The organism is Vibrio aerogenes (assembly GCF_024346755.1).
Lineage (GTDB): Bacteria > Pseudomonadota > Gammaproteobacteria > Enterobacterales > Vibrionaceae > Vibrio > Vibrio aerogenes.
This window is the reverse complement of the sequence record NZ_AP024861.1, coordinates 186,775-204,815: the sequence shown is the minus strand read 5'-3', so window position 1 is coordinate 204,815 and position 18,041 is coordinate 186,775. Positions and strand designations below refer to the sequence as shown.

Sequence of the window (18,041 nt, the reverse complement as noted above, 5' to 3'; positions counted from 1 at the left end):
TATTAAATGACAAGCAATGTATTAAACCGCTACCTTTTTGAAAACTTATCGGTACGTGGTGAACTGGTACAACTGGATGAGACTTATCAACAGTTAACATCTGGTCAGACATATCCAGCCCCGGTAAAAGCGTTACTGGGAGAATTACTTGTTGCGACAACCTTGCTGACAGCAACGATGAAGTTTGAAGGGTCCATTACAATTCAGCTACAGGGAGATGGTGCAGTCTCTTTAGCAGTGATTAATGGCGATCATAATCAGCAGGTCAGAGGCGTTGCCCGGTGGGAAGGTGAAATTCCGGAAAGTGCCACATTGCACCAGCTCATGGGTAAAGGCCACCTGGTCATCACAATTGAGCCCGAACAGGGTGAAAGATATCAGGGAATAGTTGGCTTAGACGGTGATAATCTGGCAGAAGTACTTGAAGGCTATTTTGAGCATTCTGAACAGCTCAAAACAAAATTATGGATTCATACCAGTGAGACACATGCCGCTGGTATGTTGTTACAGGTCTTACCTGATGGCACCGGATCACCTGATGACTTTGAACATCTGGAACAACTGACGGCAACAATCTCAGCTGAAGAACTATTCTCTCTTCAGGCAAATGATTTGCTCTATCGCTTATACCATCAGGAAGAAATAAAACTATTTCAACCGCAACCCGTTGCTTTTCAGTGTAACTGTTCAAGACAGAGAACCGGCAGAGCGATTACGACACTTCCGGCAGATGAAGTCAACAAGCTCATTTTGCAGGACGGACACATCACTCTTCACTGCGATTATTGTGGTACGACTTACCACTTTACCGAGGATGATGTGAATCAACTTTTTGCGGGACAACCGGACTCAGACAGAACCATTCATTAGTTCGTTTTTCATTCCAAATCACGTAAATGAAAACCAGTCATGACTGGTTTTCATTTCTTCACCTCAGCAAAAATATTCGTACTACAATTAATTTGTTGTCACCCAGACTATTGAAATACAGACATAGCCCGACATCTTCGGAATTATGTAGGTTTATCTGACTTGTACCAAGCAAGACCAAATGTTTCAAATAGCTATGCATGCATGAGAATCGTGGTTATTTTTTGAGCCGCATCCCTGTTTTAAAAAGAGACCGTTGCTAGCATGAGAACAGATAAAAATTCCAACAATTATACAAAAATTTATCTACATACCCTACAAAGGAGCACCTATGACCGTAATGGAAAAATTAAAGGCTGCAAACATCGATCTTACTTCTTATGGCATCAACAATGTAACGGAGATTGTATACAACCCAAGTTACGAACAATTATTTGAAGAGGAAACAGCTCCCCAACTGGAAGGTTATGAGAAAGGAATCGTGACAGAAATGGGCGCTGTTGCCGTTGATACCGGCGTTTTTACTGGCCGTTCACCGAAAGATAAATTTATTGTCAAAGATGATACCACAACAGAAAACTTCTGGTGGACATCTGAAAATGTCAAAAATGATAATAAGCCAATCACTCAGGCTGTATGGGATGATCTCAAAAAATTAGTTACGCAACAGTTATCTGATAAACGTCTGTTCGTCATTGACGGCTACTGTGGTGCCAATCCGGATACCCGTTTGAATGTCCGGTTTATTACTGAAGTTGCATGGCAGGCTCACTTTGTCAAAAATATGTTTATTCGTCCATCAGATGAAGAACTTGAAACATTTGAGCCAAACTTTGTGGTGATGAATGGTGCAAAATGTACTAATCCAGACTGGGAAAAACATGCACTTAATTCCGAAAACTTTACTGTGTTTAATCTGACAGAAAAAATGCAACTTATTGGCGGCACATGGTATGGCGGAGAAATGAAAAAAGGCATATTTGCTATCATGAATTATTTTCTGCCACTGAAAGGTGTTGCTTCGATGCATTGCTCAGCCAATATGGGAAAAGAGGGTGATGTTGCAATCTTCTTCGGCTTATCCGGAACCGGAAAAACCACGCTTTCGACCGATCCTAAACGTGCGCTAATAGGAGATGATGAGCATGGATGGGATGATGATGGTGTATTCAACTTCGAAGGCGGATGTTATGCCAAAACAATCAAACTATGCAAAGAAGCCGAACCGGATATATACAATGCCATCCGCCGCGATGCTTTACTGGAAAATGTCACAGTAAGAAATGACGGTAGTATTGATTTTGATGATGGCTCAAAAACTGAAAATACACGGGTATCATATCCGATCTATCATATTGATAATATCGTGAAGCCGATATCAAAAGGCGGGCACGCTAAAAAAGTCATTTTCTTATCTGCCGATGCATTCGGCGTACTTCCTCCTGTATCTAAACTGACACCTGAACAGACTAAATACCATTTCCTTTCCGGTTTCACGGCGAAGTTAGCAGGTACCGAACGGGGAATTACCGAACCAACCCCGACATTCTCAGCCTGCTTCGGCGCTGCATTTTTAACACTTCACCCAACAAAATATGCGGATGTTTTAGTGAAACGGATGGAATCCGTTGGTGCAGAGGCTTATCTGGTCAATACAGGCTGGAATGGCACCGGCAAACGTATATCAATTCAGGATACACGTTGTATCATTGATGCAATACTGGACGGCTCTATTGAAAATGCACCCACGAAAAAAATTCCTGTTTTTAATCTGGAAGCTCCAACCGCTTTACCTGGCGTTGATCCTGAAATTTTAGATCCCCGGAATACATACATTGATCCGCTGCAGTGGGAAAGCAAAGCAAAAGATTTGGCTTCCCGGTTCATTAAAAACTTTGAGAAATATACTGACAACGAAGAAGGAAAATTACTTGTTAATGCTGGTCCTCAGTTAGACTAGTCTCAACGGATTTCCCCCTTTTCATCAACGATGAAAAGGGGGATCCTGGCACCAGCAAACATATAACAGAACCAAATTCCTGATATAATTATTTCCCTGTTTGCTCAATGTTTTACCATCCAGATAAGATCCTTGATTTTCGAATGAAACAAGACCATCCTACATAAAATTAGCCAACTGTTTGATAAATTTGATTCGATGACAAAAGCCGGCATTATACGATTAAGTATTTTCTTTATTGCACTTCTGATAGTTAGTGTCTGCGCAGGTATTGGATTTATTTTAAATACCCAATACCTGACACCCGCGACTCAGTGGCTCCTGAAAGAGACCTATTTCCCTTCTTTCAAAACTGAGAAAGTGACCTATATTTTCCCTTTTCACTTCAAATTACAAAATACGATGCTTTCATCCGACTCTCCTGTGTTCGGCAGCATTGATCTTTGGTTCAATCCTTATCAAACAAATATTCATCAGATCGTTCTGGATTCATTTTTAATGAGTGATGCTGACATCAAGGCATCACCACCGGTTTTATCTATACCTTCTCTGATAAAGATGAATCAGTTTGCCGCAAAAAACGTGAATTTCACAACAGAAAGTGGCGCAGTGCTGCAGAATCTCGACATCCAAATCGAACATCCTGAATGGCGGGATAGTCAGTTAAACATCCTTCCTTCCGGAAATATTCAACTGTATATAAAGACAATATTATGGCGGGGAGAGTCATTTAAAAACGTACTGTTAACCGGTAAGTACATAGCAGATCACAGTTCAATACAAAGCTTATCATTCAACTGGAGACAAGGAAAAATATCCTTATCGGCAAACGAGCACAACCAACAGTGGAATGTCAGTCATCTTTCTGCAGAAAAACTCGATCTCTCGTTATCGCAAATTCAACAATTACGATATAAATTTCAGGAACTGGCTTCACTTTCAATCAACAAAATAGAGCGCATAGATCTCCTGACCAGTCAGTTCACTTCCCCTCATCTCAAGTTGATAAATTGTGACTTATCCGCTTCTGGTTTGTCGTTCAGCCCGCAGGAAAATACTGTATGGACACAGAATGATGCCCGGTTATCTTTGAGTGCAGACAGTATTTCAATTGACAACTACCAATGGATTGAGCCAGATCTGAGTATCCTTTTATCGCCCCGTAAAATTGACATAGAAGATTTTAATGCTTCAATTTTACAGGGAAATGTTCATTTTTCTGGTCAATTCACCCCGGAAAAAATCAGCATAAAGGAAATAGAGGTTACCGGACTCAAATGGTTTATTGAGCAAGATACTGTCACCACATTCCCATGGTTAAAAACTTATACAAAACACCTCAACGAACTATCAGCCGACAATATCAAAATCCAAAACAGTCAAATCATTCAGCTGGCTCGAAAGCCCTATTGGCAACTTTCAGGCATTAATCTTGATGCCTCAGATACACATATCAAATCACAAAACAAATGGGGACTATGGAACGGAAAAGTAAGTCTTTCGGTCGATAGTCTCAGCTACGACGACACAATTGCAAGCCAGGGCATCATGGAAATGCATAGCTCAGGACATAACTGGTATCTGGACCGTCTGTTTATTCCATATAATAACGGATATATCAAAGCCTCCGGGAAATGGGCCTATCAGGATAAAGGTGCGCCATGGGAAATAAATATGGAAGCCAACAGTCTGCCTTTAAAGCCTATCCACTTGCTTCCTTTCCCACTAACAGGTTTCTCTGATTTATATCTCAAAGCGAGTGGTTTATCGGGAGATTCAGTGATCCTCGGACATACATTATCGGGTAAACTCCAGATGAGTATTCGTGATGGCATGTTGCAATTGAATGACAAGAATATTGAATTCAGCATGCCTGATACACTGATATCAGCGGATAGGGGGAGAATAACCCTCCCGGAAACAGTTCTGGGACCAGAAGAAGGAGATTTAACCATTCGGGGACACTGGAATTTCGCTGAAACTGGTACCGATCAGCTTTCACTAAAAAAAGCTGATCGCCAATATAATTTACTTCAATCAGATGTGAGTACAGCAACTGAGAAAAATCACTCAAACGATATGGCTACACCATAGTGGATGATGGGTCCGGTCTATTGATGTCCCAGTAGTGCTTTGTAATTTGGAATCAGCATATAGGTTCCGATAAACTGCACAGCACTTTCATCGCCACTTTTTACGATGACATTGACGATAATCCGGGCTTTTCGTCCGGATTCTAACCGGTCAAGATCACCACTGATTTCATCTAACGAAGTAACAGCCACCGGGCTTTGAATAATGGGATGACGATAGCGTATCCGGCTGTCAACAAGCACAATATCACCATACAAATTACGTTCTTTCATCAACAGCCACGCCATGCCCCAACCCGTTAATGTAGCAAGCGTAAACACTGAGCCGGCAAACATCGTATCATGAGGGTTCAGATTGGGGTTGATAGGCGCGCTGCATTCAAACTGATAGCCCGTATACTGATTCACCTTGATCCCCATTTTCTCACTGATCGGAATCTGGTGCTCCCAACGCTCCTGCAGCTCTGAACACCACTGAGGTTTTCGCTGAACATTGACCATAGGATCCAAAACTTTCACCATCTGCTGATGACGAACAGGCCCTTTTTCATCGCTAAGCTCACCACGCCGTTCAAAACCATTCTTTTCATAAAATCCAATGGCATCTTCCCTGGCATTACAAACCAACCTTTTTGCACCTTCCTGACGGGCAAGAGACTCCAGAGTCACCAGTAAAAGAGCCCCCATACCACGATTCCTTCTATTGGACTTGACTGCCATATAGCGAATCTGACCTTCACAATCAGGCGTGATGTATAAACGTCCGGCAGCCATTGGTCTTCCCCGGGAATCAACAATCATGCGGTGATGGCTCATCGAGTCATATTCATCCCGCTCAGAGCCGAATGGCATTTGCCATGGCTCACGCAGCATTTGCCAGCGAAACTGATAATACTTATTGAGTTGATTTTCTGTGGTTGGGCTAATAATTTTAAACATGAGTATGGTCCATATAATCAGCGAAACGGGTCAGTTAAACCTGTAGCCAGAAAGTAACTGGTCCATCATTTACCAAAGCGACTTTCATATCCGCTGCAAAGATTCCCCGGGCAGTTGGTACAACTTGTTCACATAAATCAGAAAAATAATCATACAAACGTTCAGCATCTTCCGGCTTAGCGCCTCTGGAAAAACCTGCTCTCGTCCCTTTACGTGTATCTGCCGGCAGTGTGAACTGAGATACGACCAAACATTCCCCATCTACCTGCTGAACATTTTTATTCATCTTTCCTGATTCATCTTCAAATACACGATATGTCGTCACACGGTCAACTAAACGCTTCGCTTTTGCTTCATCATCGTCTTTCTCAACGCCTAATAAAACCAACAGTCCCTGGCGAATTTCGCTAATGATTTCACCCTCAACCGTTACTGAAGCTTCAGACACCCTCTGAATCAATGCTATCACAATTTTTCCTTTCTTCGGTTTCAATCATTTGACCAGACAAAGGCTCTGATTCTATCACGTCTGCATCCTGTCTCCAGAGATTATACTCACCGAGTGAGGCCGTCACCTCAGCACCAAGTAAAACGATTAGCCAGGAAAGAAAAACCCAGACAAATAAAATCGGGATAATAGCAATAGCACCATAGATCAACTGATAAGAAGGAAAGTGTGTAATATATAGTGCAAAACATTTCTTGCTCAACTCAAACAACATTGCAGCAACAAAAGCACCATAAACAGCATGCCTGACCTGAACCGGTGTATTGGGTACAAAAATATAAAGTCCGGTAAAAACAGAGAGTGTCAGCAGAAAAGGTAACCAGCGTAATAAGATTTGAGTGACACTGTTAAATGTCTCATTATCAATTAAATTCAGCGAAGTGACATACGAAGTAACGGCAATACTGGTCCCCATAAACAAGGGGCCAAGCGTTAATATTGTCCAGTAGACAGAAAAAGAAAGAGCCCAGCGACGCTTCTTCTTTACCCGCCAAATATAGTTCAACGTTTTATCAATATTTGATATCAGTGAAAGCGAAACAACGAACAGAAATATCCCACCAAATGTTGTCATTTTACTGGTATTCGAGACAAACTCTCTTAAAGCCTGATTAATCGCTTCTCCGGCAGTGGGAACAAAGTGTGAAATAATGAAAGTCTGAAGCGTATCACCGACACCATCAAATAAAGAAAATGCTGATAAAACAGAAAGAAGAACTGTCAACATCGGAACCAATGACAACAGAGAAATGTAAGCAAGATACCCCGCATTCACATGTATCCTGTCATGCTTTAATCTGGCTCTCAAATAATCAAAATATGACGTCAATGAGATAAGATATGCCGATAAATTCAAACAGACTCTCCCCAGCTAAACTATCCAGCGCTTAATATACAACAAAAACCTGACAAACGAACTCAGTTTAATATAGTGAGAACCAGTCACACCCATAAAAAAAGGGTGAAAAATTTTCACCCTTTACATTGACATTATGAAAGCTGCCAGCAATTTATTTTTCAGTACGTGCAGCTCGTTTTCTGTCATTCTCCGTCAAATGCTTTTTCCGGATCCGGATATTTTCAGGCGTGACTTCCACCAGCTCATCATCATCAATGAACTCAAGTGCCTGCTCAAGCGTATATTTAATTGCAGGGGACAAAACCTGAGCTTCATCTGTACCAGAAGCCCGGACATTGGTAAGTTGCTTACCCTTCAGACAGTTCACTGTCAGGTCATTCGAACGGTTATGGATACCAATGACCTGACCTTCATACACTTCATCTGCGTGTTCTGCAAACAGTCTTCCACGATCCTGAAGGTTAAACAGTGCATAAGTCAGTGCCTTACCGGTTGCATTCGATATCAGAACACCATTATTTCGCTGGCCAATTGTGCCGCCTTTGTGCGGTCCATAGTGATCGAATGTGTGATAAAGCAGACCAGAACCAGATGTCAGTGTCATAAATTCAGTCTGGAACCCAATCAAACCACGGGATGGCATATCAAAATCCATACGAACACGACCTTTTCCATCAGGAGACATGTCTTTCAGCTCGCCCTTACGCAAGCCAATATTCTCCATAATCCCACCCTGGTGTTCTTCCAGCACATCAATCGTAACGGTTTCAAACGGTTCCATCAGTTGACCATTTTCTTCCTTAATGATGACCTCAGGACGCGAAACAGCTAATTCAAATCCTTCACGGCGCATATTCTCAATTAAGATAGAAAGATGGAGCTCACCACGACCTGACACACGGAATTTATCAGGATCATCAGTCTGCTCTACACGTAACGCGACGTTATGAACCAGCTCTTTTTCCAGGCGTTCCAGGATATTTCTTGAAGTAACAAATTTACCTTCTTTGCCGGCAAACGGAGAGGTATTGACCTGAAATGTCATCGTCACCGTCGGTTCATCAACAGATAATGGCTTCATTGCTTCAACAGCATTTGTATCACAGATGGTATCTGAAATCTTTAATTCTCCAAGACCGGTAATCGCCACAATATCACCCGCAGTCGCTTGTTCAACTTCATGACGCTCAAGCCCAAGATAACCCAATACTGTACCCACTTTACCATTACGGGTCTTACCATCAGCGCCAATAACGGTTACCTGCTGGTTCGGTTTAACCTTACCTCTGGTTACACGAGCAACACCGATAACACCGACGTATGAACTATAATCCAATTGAGAAATTTGCATCTGCAGAGGACCTTCCAGGTCAACTTTTGGAGCTTCGACGTTATCAACAATCGCCTGGAACAAAGCTTCCATATTTTCGGTTGTTTCACCTTCATCTAACGAAGCCCAACCATTCAGTGCTGATGCATAAACTACCTGAAAGTCCAGCTGTTCATCAGTTGCACCCAGATTATCAAAAAGGTCAAAGACCTGATCCATGACCCAGTCCGGCCGTGCGCCCGGACGGTCGATCTTATTAATTACAACGATCGGTTTTAAACCATGAGCAAATGCTTTTTGAGTGACGAAACGAGTTTGAGGCATTGGACCATCAACAGCGTCAACAATCAGCAACACACAATCGACCATCGACATAATCCGCTCAACTTCACCACCAAAGTCCGCGTGTCCGGGAGTATCAACAATGTTGATTCGATAGTCGTTCCAGAGAATCGCGGTATTCTTAGCCAGAATCGTTATCCCACGTTCCTTTTCGATATCGTTCGAGTCCATGACCCGTTCTTCAACTTCACCACGAGACTGTAGAGTCCCGGATTGTTGTAACAGCTTGTCGACAAGGGTTGTCTTCCCGTGGTCAACGTGTGCAATAATTGCAATATTTCTTAATTTATCAATCTGTGGAGTTGTCATGGATTTACTATCACTTATTAAGTTCAGGCACTGTTTCCATCATCAATCAAACAATGCCCTTTCAGAGTTAAAAAACGCTCAATAATGTACCAGATTTTGACGAAATGCCCAGAAATATGTGACCTGAAACATGATTAGATACGATAAAACACAGAAAAAGAACCTGAAGGCACCTGAATAATATAGTCCATCAGGAAAAAACAATTATCTTAATAATAATGATAACCATTACATCCCGATTTTTGATATAAAGCATAAACAAATGAAAAGCAGGATGATCTGATTTGACAAGTTGCCTATTCATGGTGCTGAATATGAGTATATTTTTCAAAATTGGTGCATCCGCTAATTTAACACACCAAGTTGGTGCAACACACGAATCATTTTAGTGCAATGAACTTTGGTAAAAATCACTTTTTACTATTAATATATTGAATTAAAAGGATTTATAGTCATGGCATGATTCTGGCTAGTCGAATTTTAGCTTCAGTTAACTAAATGCATAAACATTAATTGAAGTTTAATTTGCCAACCAAATTGCGCTTTTACCGATTTTTTAACACTGGAGGTTATCCAAGATGTCAGTAGAAAATGTTTTATCGCTGATCCAAGAGAACGAAGTTAAGTTTGTTGACTTACGCTTTACAGATACAAAAGGTAAGGAGCAGCACGTTTCTATTCCTGCTCACCAAATCGATGCAGACTTCTTCGAAGAAGGTAAAATGTTCGATGGTTCTTCTGTTGCTGGCTGGAAAGGGATTAATGAATCTGACATGGTTTTGATGCCAGATGCATCAACTGCTGTGTTGGATCCATTCACTGAAGATTCAACGTTGAATATCCGTTGTGATGTACTTGAACCAACAACAATGCAGGGATATGACCGTGACCCTCGCTCTATTGCTAAAAGAGCTGAGGACTACATGCGTTCTGCTGGTATTGCCGATACAGTATTATTCGGCCCTGAACCAGAATTCTTCCTGTTCGATGACGTGAAGTTCAATAGTGGCATGTCTGGCGCAATGTATTCAATTGATGATATTGAAGCTGTATGGAACACGGGTGCGAGTCTTGAAGGTGGAAACAAAGGCCACCGTCCTGGTGTAAAAGGCGGGTATTTCCCGGTGGCACCTGTTGATTCATCTCAAGACATTCGTTCTGCAATGTGTTTGATTATGGAAGAAATGGGCTTAGTTGTTGAAGCGCATCACCATGAAGTTGCGACAGCAGGTCAAAACGAAATCGCTTGCCGGTTTAATACGCTGACATCAAAAGCAGACGAAATACAGATTTATAAGTATGTTGTTCATAATGTTGCTCATGCATACGATAAAACTGCAACGTTTATGCCTAAACCACTTGTAGGTGATAATGGCTCGGGTATGCACTGCCACCAATCACTGGCTAAAGATGGTGTAAACCTGTTTGCTGGTGATAAATACGGCGGCTTGTCTGAAACAGCACTTTACTACATTGGCGGTATCATCAAGCACGCACGCGCAATCAACGCTTTTGCTAACGCATCAACAAACTCATATAAGCGTTTGGTTCCAGGATTCGAAGCACCTGTAATGCTTGCTTACTCAGCTCGTAACCGTTCAGCATCAATCCGTATTCCTGTCGTCCCAAGTCCGAAAGCGCGTCGTATCGAAGTTCGTTTCCCTGATCCAACGGCTAACCCTTATCTTGCGTTTGCAGCAATGCTGATGGCAGGCCTTGACGGAATTAAGAATAAGATTCACCCAGGAGATGCAGCAGACAAAGACTTATATGATCTGCCAGCAGAAGAAGCAGCTCAGATTCCAACAGTTGCTGAATCATTAGATCAAGCACTGGCAGCTTTGGATGCTGACCGCGCATTCCTGACTGAAGGTGGTGTATTCTCAGATGACTTCATCAATTCTTATATTGACTTGAAAGCTCAGGATGTCGAGAAACTTAACATGACAACTCACCCTGTTGAGTTTGAAATGTACTATTCTGTTTAATGCACCATATGAATCATTACATGTGATTTTATCTGAAAAAAAACCTGCCATATGGCAGGTTTTTTTATTCACAATCATTGAATCTACAAGCTTGAAATCCTAACTCATAATCTCTCAACTTTTCGGTTCATCAGGCAAGATAATTGCATCTTCTGATATAGATAGACATCGCTAGTTCTTAAGATTGTTAATCTGAAATAACCCTCTATTTTCACCGCTATTTCAGTAACAAAGCCTTGTTTTTATCTTTTATTACATCATACTTATTTTATCATCGCACCAATTTGGTGCGCATCATTATTGAGCATAGAAGGTGCACGATGGGTAGTGAACTTTGTGAAACAATATTAAATAATATTGTAACATCCACGCTGATTCTGGATGAGTCCTTGTGTGTTCGATATGCTAATCCGGCAGCAGAGCAACTATTTTCTCAAAGTGTTAAAAGAATTATTGATCAGCCTCTATCTAACCTGATTCAACATGCATCAATGGATCTCGCTTTGCTTTCCCAACCATTACAAAGTGGTCAAAGCATCACGGACAGCGATGTGACATTTGTCGTGGATGGTAAACCATTAATGCTTGAGGTCACCGTCAGTCCTATTACATGGCAAAAAAAACTTATGCTATTGATTGAAATGAGAAAAATAGGACAACAACGAAGACTAAGTCAGGAATTAAACCAACATGCTCAGCAACAGGCAGCCAAGTTACTGATCCGGGGATTAGCCCACGAAATAAAAAATCCACTTGGTGGATTAAGGGGAGCAGCCCAATTGCTTGAGAGAACTCTGCCGGACCAAAGTCTGACAGAATATACTCAAATAATAATTGAGCAGGCAGACAGATTAAGAGCTTTGGTTGATCGTCTCTTAGGCCCACAAAAACCAGGTAATAAATATTCGGAAAACCTGCACCTAATCTTAGAAAAAGTAAGGCAACTTGTTGAATTAGATGCAAATGCAAACCTGGTTATAGAGCGGGATTATGACCCGAGCCTGCCAGATATTATTATGGATACAGACCAAATAGAACAGGCATTACTCAACATCGTTAACAATGCCGCTCAGATCCTTACAAAGCAAGCTCACGGCAAAATAATTCTTCGCACCAGAACGGTGCATCAGGCTAATATTCACGGACAGCGACATAAGTTGGTTGCACGCATTGAAATCATTGATAACGGCCCGGGTATTCCCTCGAAACTACAGGATACTCTTTTTTATCCTATGGTCAGCGGCAGAGAAGGAGGGAGTGGATTAGGCCTGTCCATCTCTCAAAACCTCATCGATCAACATGGCGGTAAAATCGACGTAGAGAGCTGGCCCGGAAGAACCGCATTTACAATTTATTTACCAATAAAATAAAGATATAAAGGAAAAGATGATATGAGCAAAGGATATGTCTGGGTTGTTGATGACGACAGTTCAATCCGTTGGGTTATGGAGAAAACTTTGTCATCTGCCAATATTAAATGTGAAACGTTTTCTGACGCAGAAAGCGTCTTGATGGCTTTAGAGCGAGAAATCCCCGATGTGCTTGTATCCGATATCAGAATGCCGGGTATCGATGGAATCGAGCTACTTAATCAAGTGCATGCATCATCTCCTGAATTACCAATTATCATTATGACAGCTCACTCAGATTTAGATGCAGCAGTCAACGCTTACCAAAAGGGAGCTTTCGAATATCTCCCCAAACCATTTGATGTCGATGAGACACTCACTTTAGTCGAACGAGCTATCGCACATAGTCAGGAACAGAAAAGAGAGCACTCAGATCAAATCACAAATGCCGATGATACTCAGGAGATCATTGGAGAAGCACCCGCAATGCAGGAAGTATTCAGAGCAATAGGCCGTCTTTCACGTTCTTCTATTTCGGTTCTGATTAATGGTGAATCAGGGACAGGGAAAGAGTTAGTTGCACATGCATTACACAGACATAGCCCGCGCTCACAAAAGCCATTTATTGCTTTGAATATGGCAGCAATACCAAAGGATCTCATCGAATCTGAGTTGTTTGGCCATGAGAAAGGCGCTTTTACAGGCGCTAATAACGTCCGACAGGGGAGGTTTGAACAAGCAAATGGCGGGACATTATTTTTAGATGAAATCGGTGATATGCCCCTGGATATCCAAACTCGTCTGCTGAGGGTACTTGCAGATGGTCAATTTTACAGAGTCGGAGGACACTCAGCGATTAAAGTCGATGTCCGTATTGTTGCAGCAACCCACCAAAATCTCGAAATGTTGGTTCATCAAGGTAAATTTCGGGAAGACTTATTTCACAGGTTAAATGTTATCCGGATACAAATACCGGCATTAAGGGAACGACGTCAGGATATTGAACGTTTGACTAAACACTTCCTTGCTGAAGCTGCAAATGAACTCGGAGTCGAAATGAAGACCCTTCATCCAAAAGCTCTTGAGATACTGAATCGTTTGGAATGGCCCGGTAATGTTCGTCAGCTGGAAAATATGTGTCGCTGGTTAACTGTCATGGCAAGTGGTAGTGAAGTACTTCCCGGGGATTTACCTTCTGAGTTGGTTGCTGAGAAAAAGAATATTGAAATCAACAGTGATATTACCTGGCAAAAGCAATTGGAAGTATGGGCAAAGGCAGCTCTTGAAGCCGGCGAAACAGAATTACTTTCTTATGCCTTACCTGAATTTGAACGAATATTACTGGAAGCAGCTTTAAATCATACGAACGGACATAAACAAGATGCAGCAAAAGTTCTGGGATGGGGCAGAAACACTCTCACCCGAAAACTCAAAGAGTTATATTAGTATTCGCTGAAAATTTCAGCAATCATTGAGCCGGAACGATATGCCGTCGTTATTAAGCTGAAAGACTACGTTACTTCTCACGCAGTTATACCAATCTAAGTAAAAATATGATCTAATTGAGGCTATTCATTACTTGCATTAATTCGCTATGGATAGCCTCAACGACATCGACTTTTCACCATTGTCACGTACTTCAGTTGAATGGTGAAAGTTATCGTCTTCATCAGAAAAAACATCAGGAGTGATACCTGATTAAAATCGTGGATCATTTTTCAGTGATCGAAAAGTAAGGAGAAGTGGCTCACTTTTCGGTGATCGTTGACAGCTACTACCGATTCATCTGCCAACGTGCATCTTGATCTTCCTCTTGATGAACGCTTCCGGCATTTACCCGGATTTGGTGTCAGGCTTCCCCAGTTACTGCACTGGCTCCCTGTTAACAATGCCACCCTCAAACACAGCGTAGATCTGACTGAGTATTGGGCTTCGCGAGATTTGGGACGCTTACCCATCTACATTGCCGAAGCAGGTTCACTTGCGTTGTGTACTGTTAACTTCCTATCGCTTCATTCAGACCCTGCCGTTGGCCAGCAACGCCCTTGCTATTCGGATTATCTTCCCCTCAGTCGGGGTGATTCAGGTTTCTTTCAACCCGACGGGTTTGCCAGCTTCGCTGAGCAAACAAAAAAGCCCCTGCTTTTCAGCAAGGGCTTACAATTCAATCCAAATAATGGCGGAGCGGACGGGACTCGAACCCGCGACCCCCGGCGTGACAGGCCGGTATTCTAACCAACTGAACTACCGCTCCACTTCAGATTGTCTGACACATGAAGTCTTACTTTAATCTGCTTCATCTGTCCGGTATATAAAGCCTGGCAGTGACCTACTCTCACATGGGGAAACCCCACACTACCATCGGCGCAATTGCGTTTCACTTCTGAGTTCGGCATGGATTCAGGTGGGTCCACAACGCTATGGCCGCCAGGCAAATTCTGTTTCTTATCTCCACTTTTTAAAAAAGTGAAAACAAAAATTCTGGAAAACTGACTGACTCTCTACACATCCAATTGTCTTTAATCTTGAGTCCACAAAACCCCTTGGGTGTTGTATGGTTAAGCCTCACGGGCAATTAGTACAGGTTAGCTCAACGCCTCACAACGCTTACACACCCTGCCTATCAACGTCCTGGTCTCGGACAACCCTTCAGAGCACTTAAAGTGCCAGGGAGAACTCATCTCAGGGCTCGCTTCCCGCTTAGATGCTTTCAGCGGTTATCGATTCCGAACTTAGCTACCGGGCAATGCGTCTGGCGACACAACCCGAACACCAGAGGTTCGTCCACTCCGGTCCTCTCGTACTAGGAGCAGCCCCCTTCAATTCTCCAACGCCCACGGCAGATAGGGACCGAACTGTCTCACGACGTTCTAAACCCAGCTCGCGTACCACTTTAAATGGCGAACAGCCATACCCTTGGGACCGACTTCAGCCCCAGGATGTGATGAGCCGACATCGAGGTGCCAAACACCGCCGTCGATATGAACTCTTGGGCGGTATCAGCCTGTTATCCCCGGAGTACCTTTTATCCGTTGAGCGATGGCCCTTCCATTCAGAACCACCGGATCACTATGACCTGCTTTCGCACCTGCTCGAGCCGTCACTCTCGCAGTTAAGCGGGCTTATGCCATTGCACTAACCTCACGATGTCCAACCGTGATTAGCCCACCTTCGTGCTCCTCCGTTACTCTTTGGGAGGAGACCGCCCCAGTCAAACTACCCACCAGACACTGTCCTTGTCCCGGATAACGGGACTAAGTTAGAACATCAAACATACAAGGGTGGTATTTCAAGGATGGCTCCATGCATACTGGCGTACACACTTCAAAGCCTCCCACCTATCCTACACATGTAGGCTCAATGTTCAGTGCCAAGCTGTAGTAAAGGTTCACGGGGTCTTTCCGTCTAGCCGCGGGTACACTGCATCTTCACAGCGATTTCAATTTCACTGAGTCTCGGGTGGAGACAGCGTGGCCATCATTACGCCATTCGTGCAGGTCGGAACTTACCCGACAAGGAATTTCGCTACCTTAGGACCGTTATAGTTACGGCCGCCGTTTACCGGGGCTTCGATCAAGAGCTTCGCCTAAGCTAACCCCATCAATTAACCTTCCGGCACCGGGCAGGCGTCACACCGTATACGTCATCTTACGATTTTGCACAGTGCTGTGTTTTTAATAAACAGTTGCAGCCACCTGGTATCTGCGACTCTCATCAGCTCCAAGAGCAAGTCTCTTCACCGTCAAGAGCGTACCTTCTCCCGAAGTTACGGTACCATTTTGCCTAGTTCCTTCACCCGAGTTCTCTCAAGCGCCTTGGTATTCTCTACCCGACCACCTGTGTCGGTTTGGGGTACGATTCCTTACAATCTGAAGCTTAGAGGCTTTTCCCGGAAGCATGGCATCAATGACTTCACTACCTTAGTAGCCCGACATCGTGTCTCAGCCTTATCGTGGAACCGGATTTGCCTAATCCCACAGCCTACGCACTTGAACCAGGACAACCGTCGCCTGGCCCACCTAGCCTTCTCCGTCCCCCCATCGCAATTGTAAGAAGTACGGGAATATTAACCCGTTTCCCATCGACTACGCTTTTCAGCCTCGCCTTAGGGGTCGACTTACCCTGCCCCGATTAACGTTGGACAGGAACCCTTGGTCTTCCGGCGTGGGGGTTTTTCACCCCCATTATCGTTACTCATGTCAGCATTCGCACTTCTGATACGTCCAGCATGCCTTACAGCACACCTTCAGCCGCTTACAGAACGCTCCCCTACCCAATACGATAAATCGTATTGCCGCAGCTTCGGTTTATTGCTTAGCCCCGTTACATCTTCCGCGCAGGCCGACTCGACTAGTGAGCTATTACGCTTTCTTTAAATGATGGCTGCTTCTAAGCCAACATCCTAGCTGTCTGAGCCTTCCCACATCGTTTCCCACTTAGCAATAATTTGGGACCTTAGCTGGCGGTCTGGGTTGTTTCCCTCTCCACGACGGACGTTAGCACCCGCCGTGTGTCTCCCGGATAGTACTTACTGGTATTCGGAGTTTGCAAAGGGTTGGTAAGTCGGGATGACCCCCTAGCCTTAACAGTGCTCTACCCCCAGTAGTATTCGTCCGAGGCGCTACCTAAATAGCTTTCGGGGAGAACCAGCTATCTCCGGGTTTGATTGGCCTTTCACCCCTAGCCACAAGTCATCCGCTAATTTTTCAACATTAGTCGGTTCGGTCCTCCAGTTGATGTTACTCAACCTTCAACCTGCCCATGGCTAGATCACCCGGTTTCGGGTCTATATCCAGAGACTGAACGCCCAGTTAAGACTCGCTTTCGCTACGGCTTCCCTATCCGGTTAACCTTGCCACTGAATATAAGTCGCTGACCCATTATACAAAAGGTACGCAGTCACCCCATAAAAGAGGCTCCTACTGCTTGTACGTATACGGTTTCAGGTTCTGTTTCACTCCCCTCACAGGGGTTCTTTTCGCCTTTCCCTCACGGTACTGGTTCACTATCGGTCAGTCAGGAGTATTTAGCCTTGGAGGATGGTCCCCCCATGTTCAGACAGGATATCACGTGTCCCGTCCTACTCGTTTTCACCTTATATGCATCTTCGGTTACGGGGCTGTCACCCTGTATCGCGGCACTTTCCAGAGCCTTCACCTGACACATATAAAACTTAAGGGCTAATCCGGGGTCGCTCGCCGCTACTGCCGGAATCTCTGTTGATTTCTTTTCCTCGGGGTACTTAGATGTTTCAGTTCCCCCGGTTCGCCTCTTTACCCTATGGATTCAGGTAAAGATACCTGCTGCTGCAGGTGGGTTTCCCCATTCGGAAATCCCGGACTCATGTGGGTCTTACTCCCTCATCCGGGCTTATCGCAAGTTAGTACGTCCTTCATCGCCTCTGACTGCCAAGGCATCCACCGTATACGCTTAGTCACTTAACCATACAACCCCAAAGGGTCTTACAGTCAAACAACCAAGGTGTCTGCAATTA

10 protein-coding genes, 1 tRNA gene and 2 rRNA genes are annotated in these 18,041 nt (G+C 43.7%); 6 read left to right on the top strand and 7 right to left on the bottom strand.

The window, feature by feature from the left end; all coding sequences use genetic code 11:
* The first annotated feature begins 6 nt into the window (after nucleotides 1-6).
* The 3 genes from hslO (at nucleotide 7) to OCV29_RS00900 (ending at nucleotide 4,924) form a co-directional block, all read left to right on the top strand.
* Nucleotides 7-870: an Hsp33 family molecular chaperone HslO gene (gene hslO / locus OCV29_RS00910; protein ID WP_073603697.1), complete on the top strand. Its 864-nt coding sequence runs from the start codon at nucleotides 7-9 to the stop codon at nucleotides 868-870.
* 331 nt (nucleotides 871-1,201) lie between these two features.
* Nucleotides 1,202-2,830 carry a phosphoenolpyruvate carboxykinase (ATP) gene (pckA, locus tag OCV29_RS00905; protein WP_073603696.1) on the top strand — a complete coding sequence of 543 codons (1,629 nt, stop codon included), beginning with the start codon at nucleotides 1,202-1,204 and terminating at the stop codon, nucleotides 2,828-2,830.
* Nucleotides 2,831-3,028: 198 nt separating this feature from the next.
* Nucleotides 3,029-4,924: an AsmA family protein gene (locus OCV29_RS00900; protein ID WP_073603695.1), complete on the top strand. Its 1,896-nt coding sequence runs from the start codon at nucleotides 3,029-3,031 to the stop codon at nucleotides 4,922-4,924.
* A gap of 17 nt (nucleotides 4,925-4,941) precedes the next feature.
* Here OCV29_RS00900 and OCV29_RS00895 read toward each other — a convergent pair whose 3' ends face one another.
* From OCV29_RS00895 to typA, 4 genes are all read right to left on the bottom strand, one after another.
* Nucleotides 4,942-5,862, bottom strand: a complete 921-nt coding sequence (locus tag OCV29_RS00895; RefSeq protein ID WP_073603694.1) for a bifunctional GNAT family N-acetyltransferase/hotdog fold thioesterase — start codon at nucleotides 5,860-5,862, stop codon at nucleotides 4,942-4,944.
* Nucleotides 5,863-5,896: 34 nt separating this feature from the next.
* Nucleotides 5,897-6,331 carry a D-aminoacyl-tRNA deacylase gene (gene dtd, locus OCV29_RS00890; protein WP_073603693.1) on the bottom strand — a complete coding sequence of 145 codons (435 nt, stop codon included), beginning with the start codon at nucleotides 6,329-6,331 and terminating at the stop codon, nucleotides 5,897-5,899.
* The gene (locus OCV29_RS00885; RefSeq protein ID WP_073603692.1) at nucleotides 6,303-7,226 is read right to left on the bottom strand and encodes a virulence factor BrkB family protein; all 924 of its coding nucleotides are present in this window, start codon (nucleotides 7,224-7,226) and stop codon (nucleotides 6,303-6,305) included. Before OCV29_RS00885 ends, dtd begins: the two co-directional genes overlap by 29 nt.
* 154 nt (nucleotides 7,227-7,380) lie before the next feature.
* Nucleotides 7,381-9,210, bottom strand: coding sequence for a translational GTPase TypA (gene typA / locus OCV29_RS00880; protein WP_073603691.1), 1,830 nt, complete (start codon nucleotides 9,208-9,210; stop codon nucleotides 7,381-7,383).
* Between the two features lie 578 nt (nucleotides 9,211-9,788).
* Between typA and glnA the strand changes: the two genes are divergently transcribed.
* The 3 genes from glnA to glnG all read left to right on the top strand — a co-directional run bounded on the left by glnA (nucleotide 9,789) and on the right by glnG (nucleotide 13,993).
* Nucleotides 9,789-11,198, top strand: a complete 1,410-nt coding sequence (gene glnA / locus OCV29_RS00875; protein ID WP_073603690.1) for a glutamate--ammonia ligase — start codon at nucleotides 9,789-9,791, stop codon at nucleotides 11,196-11,198.
* Nucleotides 11,199-11,518: 320 nt separating this feature from the next.
* Nucleotides 11,519-12,568 (top strand): nitrogen regulation protein NR(II), encoded by a 1,050-nt coding sequence (gene glnL, locus OCV29_RS00870; protein WP_073603689.1) that lies wholly within the window; start codon nucleotides 11,519-11,521, stop codon nucleotides 12,566-12,568.
* Nucleotides 12,569-12,589: 21 nt separating this feature from the next.
* On the top strand, nucleotides 12,590-13,993 hold the full coding sequence (gene glnG / locus OCV29_RS00865; protein WP_073603688.1) for a nitrogen regulation protein NR(I): 1,404 nt from the start codon (nucleotides 12,590-12,592) through the stop codon (nucleotides 13,991-13,993).
* Between the two features lie 731 nt (nucleotides 13,994-14,724).
* Here glnG and OCV29_RS00860 read toward each other — a convergent pair.
* The 3 genes from OCV29_RS00860 to OCV29_RS00850 form a co-directional block, all read right to left on the bottom strand.
* Nucleotides 14,725-14,801, bottom strand: a tRNA-Asp gene (locus OCV29_RS00860).
* Between the two features lie 62 nt (nucleotides 14,802-14,863).
* Nucleotides 14,864-14,979: ribosomal RNA gene (rrf, locus tag OCV29_RS00855) — 5S ribosomal RNA — on the bottom strand.
* A gap of 122 nt (nucleotides 14,980-15,101) precedes the next feature.
* Nucleotides 15,102-17,991, bottom strand: a 23S ribosomal RNA gene (locus OCV29_RS00850).
* Between the last annotated feature and the right edge of the window lie 50 nt (nucleotides 17,992-18,041).

Coding starts and splice junctions, on each gene's coding strand:
- OCV29_RS00900 (WP_073603695.1), top strand. CDS start 3,029: ATGACAAAAGCCGGCATTATACGATTAAGTATTTTCTTTATTGCACTT.
- glnG (WP_073603688.1), top strand. CDS start 12,590: ATGAGCAAAGGATATGTCTGGGTTGTTGATGACGACAGTTCAATCCGT.
- glnA (WP_073603690.1), top strand. CDS start 9,789: ATGTCAGTAGAAAATGTTTTATCGCTGATCCAAGAGAACGAAGTTAAG.
- pckA (WP_073603696.1), top strand. CDS start 1,202: ATGACCGTAATGGAAAAATTAAAGGCTGCAAACATCGATCTTACTTCT.
- typA (WP_073603691.1), bottom strand. CDS start 9,210: ATGACAACTCCACAGATTGATAAATTAAGAAATATTGCAATTATTGCA.
- hslO (WP_073603697.1), top strand. CDS start 7: ATGACAAGCAATGTATTAAACCGCTACCTTTTTGAAAACTTATCGGTA.
- OCV29_RS00895 (WP_073603694.1), bottom strand. CDS start 5,862: ATGTTTAAAATTATTAGCCCAACCACAGAAAATCAACTCAATAAGTAT.
- glnL (WP_073603689.1), top strand. CDS start 11,519: ATGGGTAGTGAACTTTGTGAAACAATATTAAATAATATTGTAACATCC.